We start from the raw sequence: 17,525 nt of genomic DNA, 5'->3' as shown, positions 1-17,525 counted from the left end.
CCCGACATGACAGAACGCAAGAACGCCCTGGTGGTCCGCGGCGGCTGGGACGGCCACCAGCCGTACGAGGCCACGGAACTCTTCATCCCCTACCTCAAGGACAACGGCTACGACGTCCGCGTCGAGGAATCCCCCAAGGTCTATGCCGACGCCGAATACATGGCAGGCGTGGACCTGATCATGCAGTGCATGACCATGACCACCATCGAAAAGGACGAGTTCGCCGGACTGCGGACCGCCGTCGAAAACGGCACCGGCCTGGCTGGCTGGCACGGCGGTATCGCCGATTCGTACCGCAACAACTCGGACTACCTGCACCTGATCGGCGGCCAGTTCGCGTGCCACCCCGGCAAGCACCCGGACGAGTGCGTCGGCGAGCAGTCGGACAACTACGTTCCCTACACCGTCACCATGCGTCCGGCGGCCGCGGAGCACCCCATCACCCAGGGCATCTCCGACTTCGACCTGGTCACCGAGCAGTACTGGGTGCTCTCCGACGACTACATCGACGTCCTTGCCACCACCACCCAGCAGGTCCGCGAGTGGGACCCGTGGAACCGCGAAGTCACCTCCCCGGCCATCTGGACGCGCCAGTGGGGCAAAGGCCGCATTTTCGTTGCCACCCCCGGCCACCGGGTCGACATCCTCCAGGACACCAACGTCCGCACCATCATCGAAAGGGGCCTGCTGTGGGCAAGCCGTTGAAAGTCGGAATTATTGGCTGCGGAGCCATCATCGCGCAGTACCTGGCGAACTTCCGCAAACTCGGACAGATCGACCTGGTGGCCGTGGCGGACCTGGACCCGGCGCGCGCCCAGGCGGTGGCGGAGCAATACGAAGGCGTCCGCGCCATCTCCGTCGAGGAACTCCTCGCCGCGGACGACGTCGAACTGGTCCTGAACCTGACCATCCCCGCCGCGCACGCCGAGGTGGCGCTGAAGGCCATCGCCGCCGGCAAGAGCGTCTACGGCGAGAAGCCGCTGGCCGCCACCACTGCCGAAGCACGCCAGGTGCTGGACGCGGCACGCGAGGCGGGCGTCGCCGTCGGCTGTGCCCCGGACACCGTTCTGGGGACAGGCATCCAGACCGCGCGCAAGGCGATCGATGACGGACTTATCGGCGCACCCATCTCGGCGAGCGCCACGATGGTGACGCCGGGCCATGAGCGGTGGCACCCGAACCCGGACTTCTACTACCAGCCCGGCGGCGGCCCCCTCCTGGACATGGGCCCGTACTACGTGACCGCCCTGGTCACCCTGCTGGGTCCCGTCGTCTCGGTCATCGGCGCCGCAAGCCACACCCGCAACGACCGCACCATCGGCTCCGGGCCCCGGCAGGGCGAGAAGGTCCCCGTTAACATCGATTCCCATGTCACCGGTGTCCTGGTGCACGCCTCCGGTGCGCTCTCCACCCTGTTCATGAGCTTCGACGCCGTGAAGTCCAAATCGCCCAACATCGAGATCCACGGCGAACGGGGGTCGCTGGTGGTCCCCGACCCGAACCACTTCGACGGCGACGTCCAGCTGTTTTCCCTTGGGGCCGAGGACTGGGAAACCCTCCCCGTATCCGCAGGCTACGTTGACGCCGGACGCGGCTTCGGCATCGCCGACCTGGCGTCCACCCCTGCGGGCGCCGAACCCCGGGCAGGCGGGGCCCTGGCCTACCACGCCCTCGAAGTCATGGAATCGGTCCTCGAATCAGCCCACAGCGGCGCGGCAGTAGCGATCCGCAGCACCGTTGAGCGGCCGGCGAGCGTCGAACTGACCGTCCTGACCGAGCGTGTGGACGCGCTCCATGCCCAGGAAGCGGCTTCTTAGCCATGGCCTACACCGCCGAAAACTGGCCCATCGCCGCGGCCATGCTGCCGTTCCCGGGCACCAACGCCGAGGGAACGCATATCAACGACGCTGATTCCTCAGCGTGGGCCGCGGCGCTGACGGAGGTTAAGGACGCCGGGTTCGCGAACGCAGACCTGACGGACAGCTGGCTTCGTCCAGGTGATCTCAACCGGAGCCGCCTGGCCGAGTTCAAGCAGACGGCAGGGGAAGTAGGCATCGGCATCCCGGCCATTTCCGCCATCCGCCGCAGCATCATTGAGGAAGACAACTGGGAAGAGAACCTGGCCTACAGCCACCGGACCATTGATGCGGCGGCGGAGCTGGGCTGCGAGGTTGTCTCCGTCGGGCTCCACCAGGCCATCACGCCGGAGCAGCAGAAACAGCTGTGGTTCTGGACGGTGGAAGGCCACAAGGACCCGGCGGGCAGCAAGGAGACGTGGGGCCACGCCGTCACCCGCCTCCGCGAACTGGGCCGGCACGCCGCCGAAGTTGGAGTCCTGCTCTCGCTCGAAATGTACGAGGACACGTATCTGGGCACCGCGGACTCATCGGTGCGCCTTGTCCATGACATTGGGCTCCGCAACGTGGGCCTCAACCCGGACCTGGGCAACCTGATCCGGCTGCACCGCCCGGTGGAGGACTGGCGGGAGCTGGTGGCGAAGACCCTGCCGTACGCCAACTTCTGGCATATGAAGAACTACTTCAGGGACGAGGACGCGGCCCGCGGCATGTACGTGACCATGCCGGCTCCCATGGAAAGCGGCATCATCAACTACCGCGAGGCCTTCAAACTGGCCCTGTCCGTCGGTTTCCAGGGCATCCTCTGCACCGAGCACTACGGCGGGGATGGGCTGAGCGTTGCTGCCAGCAACCAGGACTACCTTCGCCGCCACGTTCTCCCCAAGACCGACGGCTACGCGCCCGGCACGAGCCAGGTGGCCCAGGGGCGGCAACAGCCGACGGCGGAACTCGCCCGCGTGTAAGCGCGGCGCCTGCCGGAAGCACCTCCTTCCCACCCAAGGACTAACGAGGAAACCATGACCCAGATCTTTGATAACCCGGCTGACTTTGAGGACGAGGCACTGGACGGCTTCGTCGCGGCCAACCGCGGATACGTCGCCCGGGTGGACGGCGGCATCGTCCGGTCCTCAGAAGTCCCCGCCGGCCAGGTGGCCGTGGTGGTGGGCGGCGGCTCGGGCCACTACCCGGCCTTCGCCGGCCTGGTGGGGCCCGGCCTGGCCGCAGGTGCCGTGTGCGGCAACATCTTCACGTCGCCATCCGCCGGGCAGGCGTACCGTGTGGCCAAGGCGGTGAGCGCCGGTGGCGGCGTGCTGCTGAGCTACGGCAACTACGCGGGGGACGTGATCCATTTCAGCGCGGCACAGGAGCGGCTCAACGCCGAAGGCATCGAGACCCGCACCGTCCTGGTCACGGATGACATCGCCAGCGCACCGCTGGACCAGATCGAAAAACGCCGCGGGATTGCAGGTGACCTGACTGTCTTCAAGATTGCCGGCGCCGCGGCCGAGGCGGGACTGGACCTGGACGCCGTCGAACGGCTCGCGGTCCGCGCCAACTACCGCACCCGCTCCCTCGGAGTGGCCTTCGACGGTTGTACCCTGCCTGGTGCTGCCGGGCCGCTGTTCCACGTGCCCGACGGACAGATGTCGCTCGGCTTGGGCATCCACGGTGAACCGGGCATCTCCGACCATCCCATGCCTACCGCCTCAGAACTTGCGGAGCTGCTGGTCTCGCGGCTTCTCCATGACAAGCCCGATGCTGCCGGGAAGCGTGTGGTGGCCATCCTCAACGGCCTGGGCCGGGTGAAGTACGAGGAGCTGTTCCTGCTCTTCGGCAAGATCGAGAAGCTCCTCACCACGGCCGGCCTGACCATCGTGGAGCCGGAATGCGGCGAGCTGGTCACCAGCCTGGACATGTCCGGCCTCTCGCTCACGCTGCTGTGGCTTGATGACGAACTGGAGCGCTACTGGACAGCTCCGGCCGACACCCCAGCGTTCCGCAAGGGCAACCTGGCACCGCGGGTACAGCGGGAACTGGCCGCACCGGAAGACGCCGTGGCCGCTGAAATGGAAGAGACGACGGCGGCAGCAGCTGAGCTGGGCCGGCTGGCAGCCGCCGTGCTCGTTCAGGCGCGGGACGTCGTGGTCAGGCATGAAAAGGAACTGGGCAGGCTGGATGCCATTGCCGGCGACGGCGATCACGGCGTCGGCATGCGCCGGGGCGTGGACGCCGCGGTGGCAGCGGCCGGTGAAGCTGTTGGCGCGGGACTTTCGGTTCACCGCGTCCTCACCGCGGCGGGCGAAGCCTGGAGCGAGCGCGCCGGCGGCACGTCGGGGGCGCTCTGGGGATCCGCGGTGGCGGCGGCCGGGCGCGCACTCGGCAACAAGGACTCGTACAGCGGCGGGGACGCAGCGGCCGCAGTGACCGCCTTCGCTGACGCCGTCACTACCCTGGGCAAGGCTGATGTGGGCGACAAGACAATGGTGGATTCGCTGCTTCCCTTCCGGGACGCCTTCGTGGCGGCGTTCGACAACGGGACGGCTGTGACCGGGGCGCTGGCCTCGGCAGTGACCGCCGCCCGGCAGGCGGCCGACGCCACCGCATCCCTGCGGCCGCTGAAGGGAAGGGCCCGGCCGCTGGCCGACAAGAGCCTGGGCCACCCGGATCCCGGAGCGGTGTCCTTTGCCCTGATCGTAACCCGGGTATCTGATTACTTCGAGTCTTCACCACCCCTGTCCTCTCCCAGGGTGGCCGCTTTGGCGGCCGGACATGGGGCTCAGGCATGAGCGCCGGCGCTCCGGCAGGATGGCGGATCGTCATCGGGAACGACGAGGCCGGCGTCGAGTACAAGGATGCACTGAAGGCGATGCTCGAAGCTGACAGCCGCGTTGCATCCGTTCTGGACGTGGGCGTTGGTGCCGGCGACACCACCGCCTACCCGCACGTCGCCGTCGACGCCGCCCGCAAGGTGGCGCAGGGCGAGGCGGACCGCGCCCTGCTGATCTGCGGCACCGGACTGGGCGTGGCCATCGCGGCCAACAAGGTCCCGGGAATCCGGGCGGCCACGGCCCACGACGGGTACTCGGTGGAGCGCTCGGTGCTGAGCAACAACGCACAGGTCCTCACCATGGGCCAGCGCGTCATCGGCCTGGAACTGGCCAAGAAACTGGTGGGCGAATGGCTCGGCTACCGGTTTGACGAAACCTCGGCCTCCGCCGCGAAGGTGGACGCCATTTGCTCCTACGAACCCGAATCCACGAAAGCAGTCTGATCATGACCGAAAATTCGTCCCACCCAACCAGCACCGGTGGCGCCGCGGGCGCTCCCGGGGCCCGGAAGATCGCCATCGTGGGCTCCGGCTACATGGGCGGCGGGATCGCGCAGGTCCTGGCGCTGGGAGGTGCCCGCGTGGCTCTTTCCGATGTGTCCGCCGAGGTGGCCCAGGGAAACTACGACCGGCTCCTGGTTGAGTCCGACCAGTTCGTGGCCGACGGACTGTTTCCTGCCGGTTCCACCGAGATTCTGAAGCAGAACCTGTGGGCCGCGAAGGACATCGAGGAAGCCGTCGCGGATGCGGACTTCATCGAGGAAGCGGTCCCCGAAGTCATCGCCATCAAGCACCAGACGCTGGCGCGCATCAGTGCCGCCGCCGCGCCTGACGCCATCATCGGCTCCAACACCTCCACCATCTCCATTGCCGAACTGTCCGGGCCAGTCAGCAACCCGGAACGGTTCCTGGGCGTGCATTTTTCGAACCCGTCGCCCTTTATCCCTGGCGTCGAGATCATCCCGCACGCCGGCACGTCTGCAGCCACCATCAGCTCCGTCCGCGGGCTGGTCCACGCCGCCGGCAAACAGACCGCCGTCGTCAAGGATGTCACCGGCTTTGTCCTCAACCGCCTGCAGTACGCGCTCTTCCACGAGGCAGCACAGCTGGTGGAGCAGGGCATTGCCACCGCGGACGACGTGGATACCCTGGTGCGCACCACCTTCGGCTTCCGGCTGCCGTTCTTCGGGCCGTTCGCCATTGCCGACATGGCCGGGCTGGACGTGTACAACTTCTGCTACAAGTCTCTGCAAAAGGAGTTCCCGGAGCGATTTGCCACCCCGAAAATCCTCAGCGACCTGGTGGACGCCGGAAAGCTCGGCACCAAGACCGGTGCCGGTTTCCTCAACGTCCCCGCAGAGCGCACCCCCGAGCTGATCGCCTACCGCAACAAGGCGTACGTGGCCATGCAGAAGCTGCTTGATGAGCTGGGGCCGGCACCCATCGGGCACTAAAGCTCACGGCGGTGCCGGCGGCAGGAAGGCTGGTTAGCGCCCTTCGTGTACCCCGGCTGCCATGGGCACGGAGTGAAGGGAGCCTTCATGGCCCAGGCTGGCGTGGCAGGCAGCCGTACGTGCCGGGACATCGCCGTGGACAGCAGCAGTAACGGCCTCAACAACCGCAATCTGCCCCGTGGTGTCGGGAACACCCGGAAACTGAACCGGCGGCGCTTCAACAGGCGCCGCCGGCGGCTGATCGGTCGAACGCATCCGGATAAGAGCGATGGCGGAAATAAGGAACCAGGCGTGGGTTTGGAAATTCTTTTGCCGGACGCCATTGCTGGATAAATCAGGCTTAGCCGGACAAAGCGTTTACTCAAGCCCGTGCGGGGGCGAGGACCCTATTTGTTGGTCGGCGGGATAATCATACTCTGCGCAGAAGCTGCTCTAACGCCCGGCGCCCAGGCTGCCGCCTATGGACAACTTCCCTGCCAAGTAGCACCATCTGAAAGGTGACCACCAGCCCCCTCTCCGATGCACGCCTGCGCGAGCTCCGGGACCTTCGCCGCGTCAAGGACCGCATCGACCGGGAGTACGCACAGCCGCTGGACGTCGAATCCCTCGCCCGGGGCGTCCACATGTCAGCCGGGCATCTCAGCCGCAGGTTCAGGCTCGCCTACCAGGAATCGCCCTACAGCTACCTCATGACCCGCCGCATCGAGCGCGCCATGGCGCTCCTGCGCCGCGGCGACCTTCCCGTCACGGAGGTGTGCTTCGCCGTCGGTTGCTCCTCCCTGGGCACCTTCAGCACGCGCTTCACCGAGCTGGTGGGGATGCCTCCAAGCATCTTTAAACAGGAGGCAGCGGTATCCACGGCGGGCATCCCGGCGTGCGTGGCAAAACAGGTCACCAGACCGGTCAGGAATCGAGAAGCGCCCGCGCCGGAGCCGCAACTAGCATGACTGCCATGGACATCACCATCAGCTCAAGTTTCCTTCCGCACACCGATCCCGACGCCTCTTTGGCGTTCTACCGCGACGCCCTCGGCTTCGAGGTCCGCAACGACGTAGGCCACGGCACCATGCGCTGGATTACGGTGGGCCCGGCCGGCCAGCCCGACGTCTCCATCGTCTTGCACCCGCCGGCCGTGGACCCCGGAATCACCGACGACGAACGCCGCACCATCGCGGAAATGATGGCGAAGGGCACCTTCGCAACAGTCATCCTGTCCGCTCCGGACGTGGACGCCGCGTTCGCGAAAGTGGAGGCGACCGGGGCCGACGTCGTACAGGAACCCGTCGACCAGCCCTACGGAATTCGCGACTGCGCCTTCCGCGACCCGGCCGGCAACACCGTCCGAATCAACCAGCAGCCCTGAGCTGGGAGGATTGGAACCAGCGGCGCCGGGGGAGGCTGCAAACGCAGGCTCCCCCCGAAACGAACAATCGCAGCCCAGCAGATGGAGACCCGATGAGCACGGACACCAGTACCGACACGAACACCGACCCCCGGACTAACGGGCTGCACGTCGCCGACACCCACGACCTGATCCGCGTCCAGGGGGCGCGGGAAAACAACCTCAAGGACGTCAGCGTTGAGCTGCCCAAGCGCCGGCTGACAGTCTTCACGGGTGTGTCCGGCTCCGGCAAGAGCTCCCTGGTGTTCGCCACCATCGCTGCAGAGTCGCAACGGATGATCAATGAGACCTACAGTGCGTTCGTCCAGGGCTTTATGCCCTCGCTGGCCCGGCCCGAGGTGGACTTCCTGGAAGGCCTGACGACGGCGATCATCGTGGACCAGGAGCGGATGGGCGCCAACCCCCGCTCCACCGTTGGCACCGCCACCGACGCGAACGCCATGCTGCGGATCCTCTTCAGCCGGCTCGGCACCCCATACGTGGGCCCGCCCACGGCGTACTCCTTCAACGTGCCCACCCGCAAGGCCAGCGGCGTGATGTCCACGGAGAAGAGCGACGGCCGGGTGGAGAAAGCCGTGGTCCAGCAGGCGGTCTACCTTGGCGGCATGTGCCCCCGGTGCGAGGGCATGGGTGCAGTCAGCGACATTGACCGCACAGCGCTGTACGACGACGACAAGTCCCTTAATGACGGCGCGCTGATTGTCCCGGGCTACTCCATGGACGGCTGGTACGGGCGACTGTTCGAAGGCATGGGCCTGCCGATGGACAAACCGATCGCCAAATTCACGAAGAAGCAGCTGGACACGATGCTGTACGCCGAGCCCACCAAGATCAAGGTGGAGGGGGTCAACCTGACCTTCGAGGGCATCATCCCCAAGATCCAGAAGTCGATGCTGTCCAAGGACCCGGAGGCGATGCAGCCGCATGTGCGCCGGTTCGTGGAGCGGGCCGTGACGTTCCAGACCTGCCCGGACTGCGAAGGGACCCGGCTGACCCGGCAGGCTCTGTCCTCGAAGATCAACGGCAAGAACATCGCCGAGCTGTGCCAGATGCAGATCAGCGACCTCGCCGGGTGGGTGCGCGACCTCAAGGACCCCTCGGTGGCTCCCCTGCTCAAGGGCCTCCAGCACCTGCTCGACTCGTTTTCCGACATCGGGCTGGGCTACCTTAGCCTCGACCGGCCGGCCGGCACGCTGTCCGGCGGCGAGGCCCAGCGCACCAAGATGATCCGGCACCTCGGGTCCTCGCTTACCGACGTCACGTACGTCTTTGATGAACCCACCATCGGGCTCCACCCGCACGATATCGAGCGGATGAACCAGTTGCTGCTCCAACTGCGGGACAAGGGCAACACCGTGCTCGTGGTGGAGCACAAGCCCGAGACGATTGCCATCGCCGACCACGTCGTCGATCTTGGTCCAGGGGCCGGCACCAAAGGCGGAACGGTCTGCTTCGAGGGCACCGTCGAGGGCCTGCGGAGCAGCGACACCATCACCGGCCGGCACCTGGAAGACCGGGCAGCACTAAAGGATGCCGTCCGGAAGGCCTCCGGCGCGATGGAAGTCCGCGGCGCGTCGACTCACAACCTGCAGGGTGTCGACGTCGACATCCCCCTGGGCGTCCTGACGGTGGTCACCGGGGTGGCCGGCTCGGGCAAGAGCTCCCTCATCCACGGTTCCGTTGCGAAGCGTGACGGCGTGGTGGTGATCGACCAGGGTGCCATCCGCGGTTCGCGGCGCAGCAACCCGGCCACCTACACGGGCCTGCTGGAGCCTATCCGCAAGGCGTTCGCGAAGGCCAACGGCGTGAAGCCGGCGCTGTTCAGTTCGAACTCGGAGGGTGCCTGCCCCACGTGCAACGGTGCCGGTGTCATCTTCACCGAGCTGGGCGTGATGGCCACCGTGGAGTCCCCGTGCGAGGACTGCGAGGGCCGCCGCTTCCAGGCTTCGGTGCTCGAATACACGCTGGGAGGCCAGAACATCGCGGACGTGCTGGCGATGTCCGTGACGGAGGCCGCCGCCTTCTTCGCCGAGGGCGATGCCAAGACCCCGGCCGCACGGACCATCCTTGCGCGGCTCGAAGACGTCGGCTTGGGCTACCTCAGCCTCGGCCAGCCGCTTACCACGCTCTCCGGCGGCGAGCGCCAGCGCCTCAAGCTCGCCACCCAGATGGCCGAAAAGGGCGACGTGTACGTCCTCGACGAACCCACCACCGGCCTGCACCTGGCGGATGTGGAGAACCTGCTGGGCCTGCTGGACCGGCTGGTTGATTCGGGCAAGTCCGTGATTGTTATTGAGCACCACCAGGCCGTGATGGCGCATGCCGACTGGATCATTGACCTTGGGCCGGGAGCAGGGCACGACGGCGGCCGGATCGTTTTCGAGGGCACGCCCGCTGACCTTGTGGCCGGCGCCTCCACCCTCACCGGCAAGCACCTCGCGGCCTACGTCGGTGGATAAGCGGCATGGCAGAGACCTATAGGTACGACGTCGAGATCCTGCACCTGCTGGTCTCGCCTGCGCACGCCTATTTTGGTCGGGCTAAGGACGGCGCGGCGGACGTGCCAACTACTGATGCCGACTCCGCCGATGTGGTGGCCGGCAAGGGCATTGTGGGTGACCGCTTTTTCGGCAAAGCGGCGCACATGGACGCTGCGGTGACCCTGTTCGCCGTGGAGTCCCTCGAAGCCATGGCCGCGGAACTTGGTGCCGGGCCGTTTAATCCGCTGGCGACGCGGCGGAACGTGATCCTCCGGGGAGCGCACCTGGCTCCCCTGCTGGGTCACGACTTCGCGCTCGAATCCGGCGGTTCCACGGTCCACTTCCACGGCGGGCGCCCGGCCCACCCCTGCGCCTGGATGAACGAGGTGCTCGCGCCGGGCGGGCACGCGGCCATGCGGGGCCGGGGCGGCATCCGCTGCCGGGCACTTTCCAGCGGCACGCTTCACCGCGGCCGGGCAGTGCTGGCCAGCCCCGTGCCGCTTGATCCTGCGCAGGCGGATGTGCCGAGCCTGTTGCGGCCAAGCCGGTTGCCGTAGGAATTTGCCGGCAGCGCAGCCCGCATTCCGGCTGCCCGTTGGCGATGCTGGGGGTACTGTGGGCGGATGGAGATGCGCCTAGAAGTTGTCCAGGTACCTGTAGCGGATGTGGACAGGTCCAAAACCTTCTACACGGAGAAGCTGGGCTTCGTCCTGGATCACGATGTGGAGCACATCCCCGGAATGCGGGTGGTCCAGCTGACGCCGCCGGGTTCGGCTGCTTCGATCGTCATCGGCACTGGAATGACCAGCATGGCACCAGGCAGCCTTGAGGGGCTGCAGCTTGTAGTACCGGACATGGGCGCCACGCGCGCCGAACTCGTCGGCCGGGGCGCCGACATCAGTGACGTCCAGGACCTGGGTGGCGTGCAGTTTGCCTACTTTGCCGACCCGGACGGCAATCGCTGGGTTCTCCAGGGCGCCATACCCGCCGCCGTCAGGGAAACGCATCGAGACGGGCAGCCCGCGTAGCACCGGAAAGAACAATGGCGCGCATCTTCGTCACGGGCTCGGCCGACGGGCTGGGACGTGCCACAGCACAGTCCCTTATGGATGAGGGCCACCAGGTCATCGTGCATGTTCGAAACGCGGGCCGCCTGGACGCCGTGCAGGACCTGCTTGACCGCGGCGCGGCAGGCGTGGTGGGGGACCTGTCCGACGTGGAGCAGACGCGCGACGTGTCCCGCCAGGTAAACGAGATTGGTCCGGTCGACGCCGTGGTCCACAACGCCGGTGTGCTCCACGGCCCGCACATCTTCCAGGTCAACGTTGTGGCACCCTACCTCCTCACGGTGCTGATCCCCCACCCACGGCGGCTGATCTACCTCAGCAGCGGCATGCACCGCGGCGGCCGGCCCCACCTCGACAGCATCCACCCGAGCGCTCACGAGGTGACCTACTCGGACAGCAAGCTCTACGTCACCGCCCTGGCCGCCGCCGTCGCCCGTTTGTGGCCCGGCGTCCTCAGCAATGCCGTCGACCCCGGTTGGGTGCCCACCAGGATGGGCGGGCGCGGCGCTCCGGACGACCTCCGTCTCGGCCACCGCACGCAGGAGTGGCTCGCCACCAGCGACGACCCGGAGGCAACCACCAGCGGCGGCTACTGGTACCACCAGCACCGGCAGAAAGCACACCCGGCCGTCCACGACGAGCGGTTCCAAAACGGTCTTCTAAACCACCTCGCGCACGCCACCGGCGAGCACCTGGCCTAGCGCTCTTCCCGCATCCGAGGTGCCTGCCCCTAGGCCGCGGCCGCCGGTCCGAACCAGGCGGCCAGCGCTTCCTTGAGGCCCAGCGAAGTTCCGTCCCCCGCCCAGGCCACATACCCGTCGGGCCGGACCAGGACAGCGGCAGGCGCGGCGACCTTCCCCAGTACCGGCAGGTCCCAGGATCCGCGGTACTCGGCGTCCACCAGCTGAACCCGGTCCGGCCGGGGAATGCTGTCCAAGCTCCCGGGCCTCCCGAAATTCAGCAGGACAGGCCGTGCCTCATGCAGCAGCTCATAGACCGGCAGCGGGCCGCCCTGGGTGACAAGGTCGACGTCGGGCACCCGCCGCCCGAGCAGCGGGTGCCCCTCGCCAAAGTCGTAGCGGATGTCCAGCCCGGACTGCATCCCGGCGAACCGCTTGCGCGGCTCCTCCATGCTGAGGAGCTCGGAAACCACCTCGCCCGCGGCCTTGATCCGGGGATCCGCGCGGCGCAGCGCTGTCTGCGCCATGGTGTTGCGCAGCACGCGGGCGGCAACGGGGTGACGCTCGGCGTGGTAGGTGTCCAGAAGGCTTTCCGGCGCCGTTCCGTTGACCACCTGCCCCAGCTTCCAGCCCAGGTTCACCGCGTCCTGCACCCCGAGGTTCAGGCCCTGCCCGCCGTCGGGGGCATGCACGTGCGCAGCGTCACCGGCCAGCAGGACGCGCCCTTTGCGGTAGGCGGCCGCCTGGCGGGTGGTGTCCGTGAACCTGGAGATCCAGGTGGGGCTGTGAGCGCCGTAATCGGTGCCGCAGGCAGCAATGAGCGCCCCGCTGAGATCGCCCAGGGTAGGTTCAGTGGCGGGCCCCACGTGCTCTTCCGTCACCATGACCCCCACCGGGCCGCTGTCTGCATAGACCACCTGGCCGTCCCGGATTTCGTACTCCCGCCGGCCAAACGAATGGATGCCAAAGGGATTCTGGTGGATGCCGAACTCCGGCTCCACCGTCATCTCCACCTCTGCGATCAGGGCGCTGGTGGTGGGATCCCAGCCGGGGAAATCTATACCTGCCGCCTTGCGGACCAGGCTCCGGCCGCCGTCGCACCCGGCAACGTACCCCGCACGCAGCTTCCGGCCGTCCGGGAAGAGGATGTCGACGCCGTCGACGTCCTGCTCCAGTGCCGTCACCTCGCGTCCGCGGTAGACCTTTACCCCCAACTCCTCCACCCAGCCTGCCAGAAGGCGTTCGATGTGGTTTTGCCACAGCCCGAGGCCGTAGGGGTGACGGGACGGAAAGTCACTGATATCAAGACGGGTTCCTGCGAACCCCGCCACTTGCGCCACCTGCCCCTCCGAGAGGAATCGGTGGGCGATGCCGCGCTGATCCAGGACTTCGATGGTCCGGGCGTGAAGGCCGCCTGCCCGGGCCCCCGCAAGGTCCTGGGTGGCACGCCGCTCCACGATGGCCGCGTCAATTCCCGCCAGCGCCAACTCCCCTGCCAGCATCAGCCCGGTAGGGCCGCCGCCAACGATCACCACCGCATGATCACCCATTACGCCTGCCCCGTTCTCCCGCTTGTGGCCCTCCAGCGGCCTGCTGCGATTATGCGGCCCGGCCCGGCCCTTGCCGCAAGCCCCACCCCGGGGGATACATTGGAAATGGAAGCCGCGTTTCAGCCTCTTTCCCGCCTGCCGTTGCGGCCGTCCACATCATCCCCTGGAGCGCCGGTTCGACGCACCCGAATAGGTCTAGTGTGGGTGGGGTCGGCACTCGCCGCGAATAGCCCTCAGGGAGGGTGCATGAACTCCACACAGTCCAGCTCCGAGCAATTTATGCAGAACCTGAAAAGTGTCGGGGGGTCAGAGTCTGACGTCAACGAAGCTGTCTACGTGGTCCGCGGTGAGGACACCGTGGAGAACGTGGTCTCAGGCCTCCGGATCGAACAGCAGCAGCAGGGCAGCGCGGCCAAGGAACCAGCTATTCTCCATGCCGCAGCTGAGGTGATGGTCAGCATGCGGGATGAAAAAGACCCGTCCCACCACGCCGGCGCTTCACAGGAGGGCCAGTATCAACTGGACATCCATCACAGCGGAAGCCCCAGCACACGGGAAAGCATTCCGGAGAAGGACATCGAGGACGCCAAAATCTGGGCGCGGGAACGGATCGAAGCCCAGTGCGCCGAGTTCGGGGCTATATATTTTCCTGCCGGCGGGGACGGCGTACCGGGCACGGGAGCGCTGGTGTCCAGTTTCGACCGTTCCGTGGGGTGGTACAGATAACCTCCGGAGCTTGCCGAGGTGTGAGGGTACGCGGCGCCTAAACTTTTAGGCATGAGTGATAACAAGGAAACCATCGGCAGCCCCACCCCTGAACCTGATGCAGGCCTGAACCGGGACCCGGAAGACTGGGTAACCGGCGACGAGCCGATGACTGCAGCGCAGCGGAGCTACCTGGATACATTGGCCCGCGAAGCAGGCGAAGAACTCCCGGCGGACCTCAGCAAAGCAGAAGCGTCCAAGCACATCGACCGGCTGCAACAACGCAGCGGACGGGTATCCGGAGACGATTCCGGCAACGCCGGAGGCTAGGGCGCCGTCAGGGAGACCGGCGCGCCGGGGCTACCAGGCCTGGTGCTCGCGGGTGAGGCCAAAGGGGACGGTCTCGCTGAGGGCAACCGTGAACTTGTCCACGCCGTGCCGTGTCACCAGTATGCCTTGGCGCTTCTCAGCGAGGGCGTGGGCCTTGGCGGCCGTGACGGCGGCGTCGAGCTGGCTGTCCATGCTCTCGCGGTCGGCGACGGTCAGGGTCAGTGGGAAGTTGTGAGCGGTCATGGGTCTAGCCTTAGTGTTTTAGGGGTGGGACAAAACATCGGTCCGCTCCCCCAAGCTACCAACGCGCAGGGCATCTTACTGCCCAATTCATGATGCCCTAGCATCGCCCCACCAGCAACTTGAAAAATCAAGTAACAAAGAACCGCAGGTCAGCGGCCCGCACTCCATCAGGCAAGCACCACAATTACGGGCCCTGAGGCATGGTCAATTAGAGTTGATGGGGAGTGGAAGCTGTTTTTTGAACGCCTCCAATGCCCCGGAGAAGCCTCCCGGCATGACCCGTGCACCATTGCGCAACGACCTTGCTGTGCAACGACCTGACAAGGATTCCGCCATCTCCACCGACGTTTTCTTCGGCAATCTCACCCGGATCCGCAACCTCCTCATCCCGGCGTCCTTCCAGTCCCGGCTGAATACCGGACGGGGATTGCTGGCCGGATTCATCGTGGTGCACCTGGTCTTCCTGGTCTTCGCCGCTTCGCTTTCGCTGCGCGGCGAGGCCTTCAGCGACACGTTTATCTACCGTGACTGGGCCATGGCCGGGTTTAACGACGCCAACCTCACCGGCGGCCCAAGCCCCTGGGTCTACCCCATCCTCGCGCTGATCCCCATGGCCATCGCAGGCGTTGCCGGTCCCGGGCCGTTCTTCTTCCTGTGGGTCCTGATGACCACAGTGCTCAACGGCTGGGCCCTGCTGAAACTGACCAACCGGGGCCGGGACCGCCAGGCCATCCCCGCCGGCTGGTGGTGGCTGGCCTTCACCTTCCTTATGGGCTGGCTCGGCTTCGCCCGCGTGGACGGCCTCACCGCGCCGCTGGTCCTGGTGGCCCTCGCCTACGGCGTGGGCCGGCCGTTCATCGCCTCCGTCCTGCTGGCCATCGGCACCTGGGTGAAGGTCTGGCCCGCCGCTGTCATGCTGGCCCTGTTCGCCGTCGTCAAGAACCGGATCCTGGTGGTGCTTGCCGGAATTGCGACGTCGGCGGTTGTGGTTGCGCTGGCCGCTTCGGCAGGCAGCCTTCCGAAGCTCCTGAACTTCCTCACCCAGCAGGGCGACCGCGGCATGCAGCTCGAAGCCACCTTCACCACGCCGTGGCTCTGGCTGTCCGTCCTGAACATCGGCGATTCCCGCATGTACATGAACACGGACATCAACTCCATGCAGGTGGACGGCCCCGGCACCGCCGTGATGTCCGTGCTGATGCAGCCCCTCCTGATCCTGGCCGCCCTGCTGGTGGCCGGCCTGACGTTCTGGGCGCTGCACAACGGCAACCTCACCGGCGGGGTGGACCGCACCGAACTGCTCCTGGCCGGCGCACTCACCCTGGCCACCGCGTTCGTGGTCTTCAACAAAGTGGGCTCGCCGCAGTTCATGGTGTGGCTCGCCCCGGCGGTCGCCGTCGGGCTGGCCCACAGCTGGCGCGAATGGCGGGTCCCGGCGGCCATGCTGATCGTCATCGCTGTGGCCACCTACTTCATCTACCCCCTGTTCTACGACGCGCTCAGCCACAACAACCCGTGGATGGCCCTGGTGCTCACCATCCGCAACGTCCTCCTGGTGGTCCTGTTCCTCTGGAGCGTCCGGCGCCTCTACTCGCTGGGCAAAAAGACGCCTGCAGCCGCTCCCGCGCTGAAGGAGTCCTAAGATTTCCACGAAGTTCTTCGACGGGCTGTCCAGCGTCCGCACGAAAATCGTTCCCGCAAAGGTCGTGGACTGGTTCGCGCGGCCGTCCAGCGTGTGGTGGGGTTTCGCGGTGGTCCATCTTTACTTCCTGGGCTGGATGGCGTCCTTCTTCCTGCACGGCGAGACCTTCAGCGACACCGAGCAGTACCGCCAGTGGGCCACGGACGGCTACAACCCGGAGAACCTCGACGGGAAGATCAGCCCGTGGGTGTACCCGGTGCTGGCGCAGATCCCCATCTTCCTCGCGAACATCGCCGGACCAGGGCTGTACCTCCTGGCCTGGTTCCTGATCATCACAGCCCTCAACGCCGTCGGGCTTGCCTTCCTCACCCGGGGTCCGCGAAAGGTGAGCGGTGTGGCCCCGGCCTGGTGGTGGCTGTTTTTCACCGTCTTTATGGGTTACCTCAGCTTTGCGAGGGTGGAGGGCATTACCGCGCCCATCGTGCTGATTGCCCTCCTGTATGCGGCGCAGCGGCCGATGGTGGCGGGCATCCTGCTGAGTATTGCCACCTGGATCAAGGTCTGGCCGGCCGCGGTGCTGGCGCCCATCGTTATCGCCAGCCAGAAACGGATCCAGGTGGTCCTTTCCGGGGTGGTGGTAACGGCGGTTGTCGCCCTGGGAACGTGGCTGTCCGGCGGGCTGCCGCACATCATGGACTTCCTCACCAACCAGGGCGAGCGCGGCATGCAGCTCGAAGCAACCTTCTCCACGCCGTGGGTGTGGCTGAGCGTCTTCAACATCGCCGGTTCAAAAATGGCGGACAACACTGCCATCAACTCCACCGAGGTCTACGGCCCGGGCGCCAGCACTGCGGCGTTCCTGATGCAGCCGCTCCTCATCCTCGCGGCGGCGGGAGCGGCTGTCCTGCTGGTCCGCGCGATGAACCGCGGTGCCGAACGCGAGGAACTGTTCCTGGAAGGTTCCCTCATGATGGTCACCGCGTTCATCGTGTTCAACAAGGTGGGTTCCCCGCAGTTCATCATCTGGCTGGCGCCGGTGATCATTGCCGGCCTCACCCATGACTGGAACCGCTGGAAGGTTCCGGCTGCCTTGCTGATGGGGATCGCCATGACCACTTTCGTGATCTATCCCCTGTTCTATACACCGCTCATTCATGCCCACCCGGTGATGGCAGCCATCCTCACCACCCGCAATGTGCTTCTGGTGGTGCTGCTCTGGTGGTCGGTGCAGCGGACAGCCGAGCTGGGCAGGAAGTCCCCTGCCGCAGTACCGGCCGGAGCTTAGC

At 66.4% G+C, this 17,525-nt stretch carries 19 protein-coding genes; 17 read left to right on the top strand and 2 right to left on the bottom strand.

Translation table 11 applies throughout. The features are described 5' to 3' along the window. The first annotated feature begins 6 nt into the window (after positions 1-6). From AC5RUQ_RS01545 to AC5RUQ_RS01485, 13 genes are all read left to right on the top strand, one after another. A complete protein-coding gene (locus AC5RUQ_RS01545; RefSeq protein WP_493945649.1) occupies positions 7-705 on the top strand; it encodes a ThuA domain-containing protein in 699 nt (232 codons plus the stop codon). Then, on the top strand, positions 690-1,817 hold the full coding sequence (locus AC5RUQ_RS01540) for a Gfo/Idh/MocA family protein (RefSeq protein ID WP_493945648.1): 1,128 nt from the start codon (positions 690-692) through the stop codon (positions 1,815-1,817). Before AC5RUQ_RS01545 ends, AC5RUQ_RS01540 begins: the two co-directional genes overlap by 16 nt. A 2-nt stretch (positions 1,818-1,819) precedes the next feature. Then, positions 1,820-2,821 (top strand): sugar phosphate isomerase/epimerase family protein, encoded by a 1,002-nt coding sequence (locus AC5RUQ_RS01535; RefSeq protein WP_493945647.1) that lies wholly within the window; start codon positions 1,820-1,822, stop codon positions 2,819-2,821. 54 nt (positions 2,822-2,875) lie between these two features. Beyond that, a complete protein-coding gene (locus tag AC5RUQ_RS01530; protein ID WP_493945646.1) occupies positions 2,876-4,645 on the top strand; it encodes a dihydroxyacetone kinase family protein in 1,770 nt (589 codons plus the stop codon). Beyond that, complete coding sequence (locus AC5RUQ_RS01525) at positions 4,642-5,130, top strand: ribose-5-phosphate isomerase (protein ID WP_493945645.1); 489 nt, start codon at positions 4,642-4,644, stop codon at positions 5,128-5,130. The genes AC5RUQ_RS01530 and AC5RUQ_RS01525 overlap by 4 nt, the downstream gene beginning before the upstream one ends. Before the next feature lie 2 nt (positions 5,131-5,132). Continuing rightward, a complete protein-coding gene (locus AC5RUQ_RS01520; RefSeq protein ID WP_493945644.1) occupies positions 5,133-6,140 on the top strand; it encodes a 3-hydroxyacyl-CoA dehydrogenase family protein in 1,008 nt (335 codons plus the stop codon). A gap of 87 nt (positions 6,141-6,227) precedes the next feature. After that, the gene (locus AC5RUQ_RS01515; protein ID WP_493945643.1) at positions 6,228-6,473 is read left to right on the top strand and encodes a hypothetical protein; all 246 of its coding nucleotides are present in this window, start codon (positions 6,228-6,230) and stop codon (positions 6,471-6,473) included. 164 nt (positions 6,474-6,637) lie between these two features. Further along, positions 6,638-7,087 carry a helix-turn-helix transcriptional regulator gene (locus AC5RUQ_RS01510; protein WP_493945642.1) on the top strand — a complete coding sequence of 150 codons (450 nt, stop codon included), beginning with the start codon at positions 6,638-6,640 and terminating at the stop codon, positions 7,085-7,087. Beyond that, on the top strand, positions 7,084-7,503 hold the full coding sequence (locus AC5RUQ_RS01505) for a VOC family protein (protein WP_493945641.1): 420 nt from the start codon (positions 7,084-7,086) through the stop codon (positions 7,501-7,503). Before AC5RUQ_RS01510 ends, AC5RUQ_RS01505 begins: the two co-directional genes overlap by 4 nt. Positions 7,504-7,595: 92 nt before the next feature. After that, the gene (locus AC5RUQ_RS01500) at positions 7,596-10,001 is read left to right on the top strand and encodes an ATP-binding cassette domain-containing protein (protein ID WP_493945640.1); all 2,406 of its coding nucleotides are present in this window, start codon (positions 7,596-7,598) and stop codon (positions 9,999-10,001) included. A 5-nt stretch (positions 10,002-10,006) separates the two neighbouring features. Then, positions 10,007-10,579 (top strand): MOSC domain-containing protein, encoded by a 573-nt coding sequence (locus tag AC5RUQ_RS01495; RefSeq protein WP_493945639.1) that lies wholly within the window; start codon positions 10,007-10,009, stop codon positions 10,577-10,579. Positions 10,580-10,645: 66 nt separating this feature from the next. After that, positions 10,646-11,050: a VOC family protein gene (locus AC5RUQ_RS01490; protein ID WP_493945638.1), complete on the top strand. Its 405-nt coding sequence runs from the start codon at positions 10,646-10,648 to the stop codon at positions 11,048-11,050. 14 nt (positions 11,051-11,064) lie between these two features. Beyond that, a complete protein-coding gene (locus AC5RUQ_RS01485; protein WP_493945637.1) occupies positions 11,065-11,790 on the top strand; it encodes an SDR family NAD(P)-dependent oxidoreductase in 726 nt (241 codons plus the stop codon). Positions 11,791-11,819: 29 nt separating this feature from the next. Here AC5RUQ_RS01485 and AC5RUQ_RS01480 read toward each other — a convergent pair whose 3' ends face one another. Then, the gene (locus AC5RUQ_RS01480) at positions 11,820-13,319 is read right to left on the bottom strand and encodes an FAD-dependent monooxygenase (protein WP_493945636.1); all 1,500 of its coding nucleotides are present in this window, start codon (positions 13,317-13,319) and stop codon (positions 11,820-11,822) included. Positions 13,320-13,565: 246 nt separating this feature from the next. Here AC5RUQ_RS01480 and AC5RUQ_RS01475 point away from each other — a divergent pair, with 246 nt between their 5' ends. Both AC5RUQ_RS01475 and AC5RUQ_RS01470 read left to right on the top strand, forming a co-directional pair. Then, entirely contained in the window at positions 13,566-14,045 is a 480-nt protein-coding gene (locus AC5RUQ_RS01475; protein WP_493945635.1) for a hypothetical protein, read from the top strand. Positions 14,046-14,096: 51 nt separating this feature from the next. Next, positions 14,097-14,354, top strand: a complete 258-nt coding sequence (locus AC5RUQ_RS01470; protein WP_493945634.1) for a DUF3072 domain-containing protein — start codon at positions 14,097-14,099, stop codon at positions 14,352-14,354. Positions 14,355-14,384: 30 nt separating this feature from the next. Here AC5RUQ_RS01470 and AC5RUQ_RS01465 read toward each other — a convergent pair whose 3' ends face one another. Next, on the bottom strand, positions 14,385-14,597 hold the full coding sequence (locus AC5RUQ_RS01465) for a hypothetical protein (RefSeq protein ID WP_493945633.1): 213 nt from the start codon (positions 14,595-14,597) through the stop codon (positions 14,385-14,387). 274 nt (positions 14,598-14,871) lie between these two features. On the opposite strand from AC5RUQ_RS01465, the gene AC5RUQ_RS01460 reads away from it, so the two are divergent. Together AC5RUQ_RS01460 and AC5RUQ_RS01455 are read left to right on the top strand one after the other, a co-directional pair. Further along, positions 14,872-16,239: a glycosyltransferase family 87 protein gene (locus tag AC5RUQ_RS01460; protein ID WP_493945632.1), complete on the top strand. Its 1,368-nt coding sequence runs from the start codon at positions 14,872-14,874 to the stop codon at positions 16,237-16,239. A 64-nt stretch (positions 16,240-16,303) separates the two neighbouring features. Next, positions 16,304-17,524 (top strand): glycosyltransferase 87 family protein, encoded by a 1,221-nt coding sequence (locus tag AC5RUQ_RS01455; protein WP_493945631.1) that lies wholly within the window; start codon positions 16,304-16,306, stop codon positions 17,522-17,524. Position 17,525 lies beyond the last annotated feature (1 nt).

It is taken from the genome of Arthrobacter sp. MDT2-3 (genome assembly GCF_059090465.1).
This window is presented reverse-complemented; position numbering and strand designations above follow the sequence as displayed.

Coding starts and splice junctions, on each gene's coding strand:
- AC5RUQ_RS01545 (WP_493945649.1), top strand. CDS start 7: ATGACAGAACGCAAGAACGCCCTGGTGGTCCGCGGCGGCTGGGACGGC.
- AC5RUQ_RS01535 (WP_493945647.1), top strand. CDS start 1,820: ATGGCCTACACCGCCGAAAACTGGCCCATCGCCGCGGCCATGCTGCCG.
- AC5RUQ_RS01530 (WP_493945646.1), top strand. CDS start 2,876: ATGACCCAGATCTTTGATAACCCGGCTGACTTTGAGGACGAGGCACTG.
- AC5RUQ_RS01525 (WP_493945645.1), top strand. CDS start 4,642: ATGAGCGCCGGCGCTCCGGCAGGATGGCGGATCGTCATCGGGAACGAC.
- AC5RUQ_RS01520 (WP_493945644.1), top strand. CDS start 5,133: ATGACCGAAAATTCGTCCCACCCAACCAGCACCGGTGGCGCCGCGGGC.
- AC5RUQ_RS01515 (WP_493945643.1), top strand. CDS start 6,228: ATGGCCCAGGCTGGCGTGGCAGGCAGCCGTACGTGCCGGGACATCGCC.
- AC5RUQ_RS01505 (WP_493945641.1), top strand. CDS start 7,084: ATGACTGCCATGGACATCACCATCAGCTCAAGTTTCCTTCCGCACACC.
- AC5RUQ_RS01500 (WP_493945640.1), top strand. CDS start 7,596: ATGAGCACGGACACCAGTACCGACACGAACACCGACCCCCGGACTAAC.
- AC5RUQ_RS01495 (WP_493945639.1), top strand. CDS start 10,007: ATGGCAGAGACCTATAGGTACGACGTCGAGATCCTGCACCTGCTGGTC.
- AC5RUQ_RS01490 (WP_493945638.1), top strand. CDS start 10,646: ATGGAGATGCGCCTAGAAGTTGTCCAGGTACCTGTAGCGGATGTGGAC.
- AC5RUQ_RS01485 (WP_493945637.1), top strand. CDS start 11,065: ATGGCGCGCATCTTCGTCACGGGCTCGGCCGACGGGCTGGGACGTGCC.
- AC5RUQ_RS01480 (WP_493945636.1), bottom strand. CDS start 13,319: ATGGGTGATCATGCGGTGGTGATCGTTGGCGGCGGCCCTACCGGGCTG.
- AC5RUQ_RS01475 (WP_493945635.1), top strand. CDS start 13,566: ATGAACTCCACACAGTCCAGCTCCGAGCAATTTATGCAGAACCTGAAA.
- AC5RUQ_RS01470 (WP_493945634.1), top strand. CDS start 14,097: ATGAGTGATAACAAGGAAACCATCGGCAGCCCCACCCCTGAACCTGAT.
- AC5RUQ_RS01465 (WP_493945633.1), bottom strand. CDS start 14,597: ATGACCGCTCACAACTTCCCACTGACCCTGACCGTCGCCGACCGCGAG.
- AC5RUQ_RS01460 (WP_493945632.1), top strand. CDS start 14,872: ATGACCCGTGCACCATTGCGCAACGACCTTGCTGTGCAACGACCTGAC.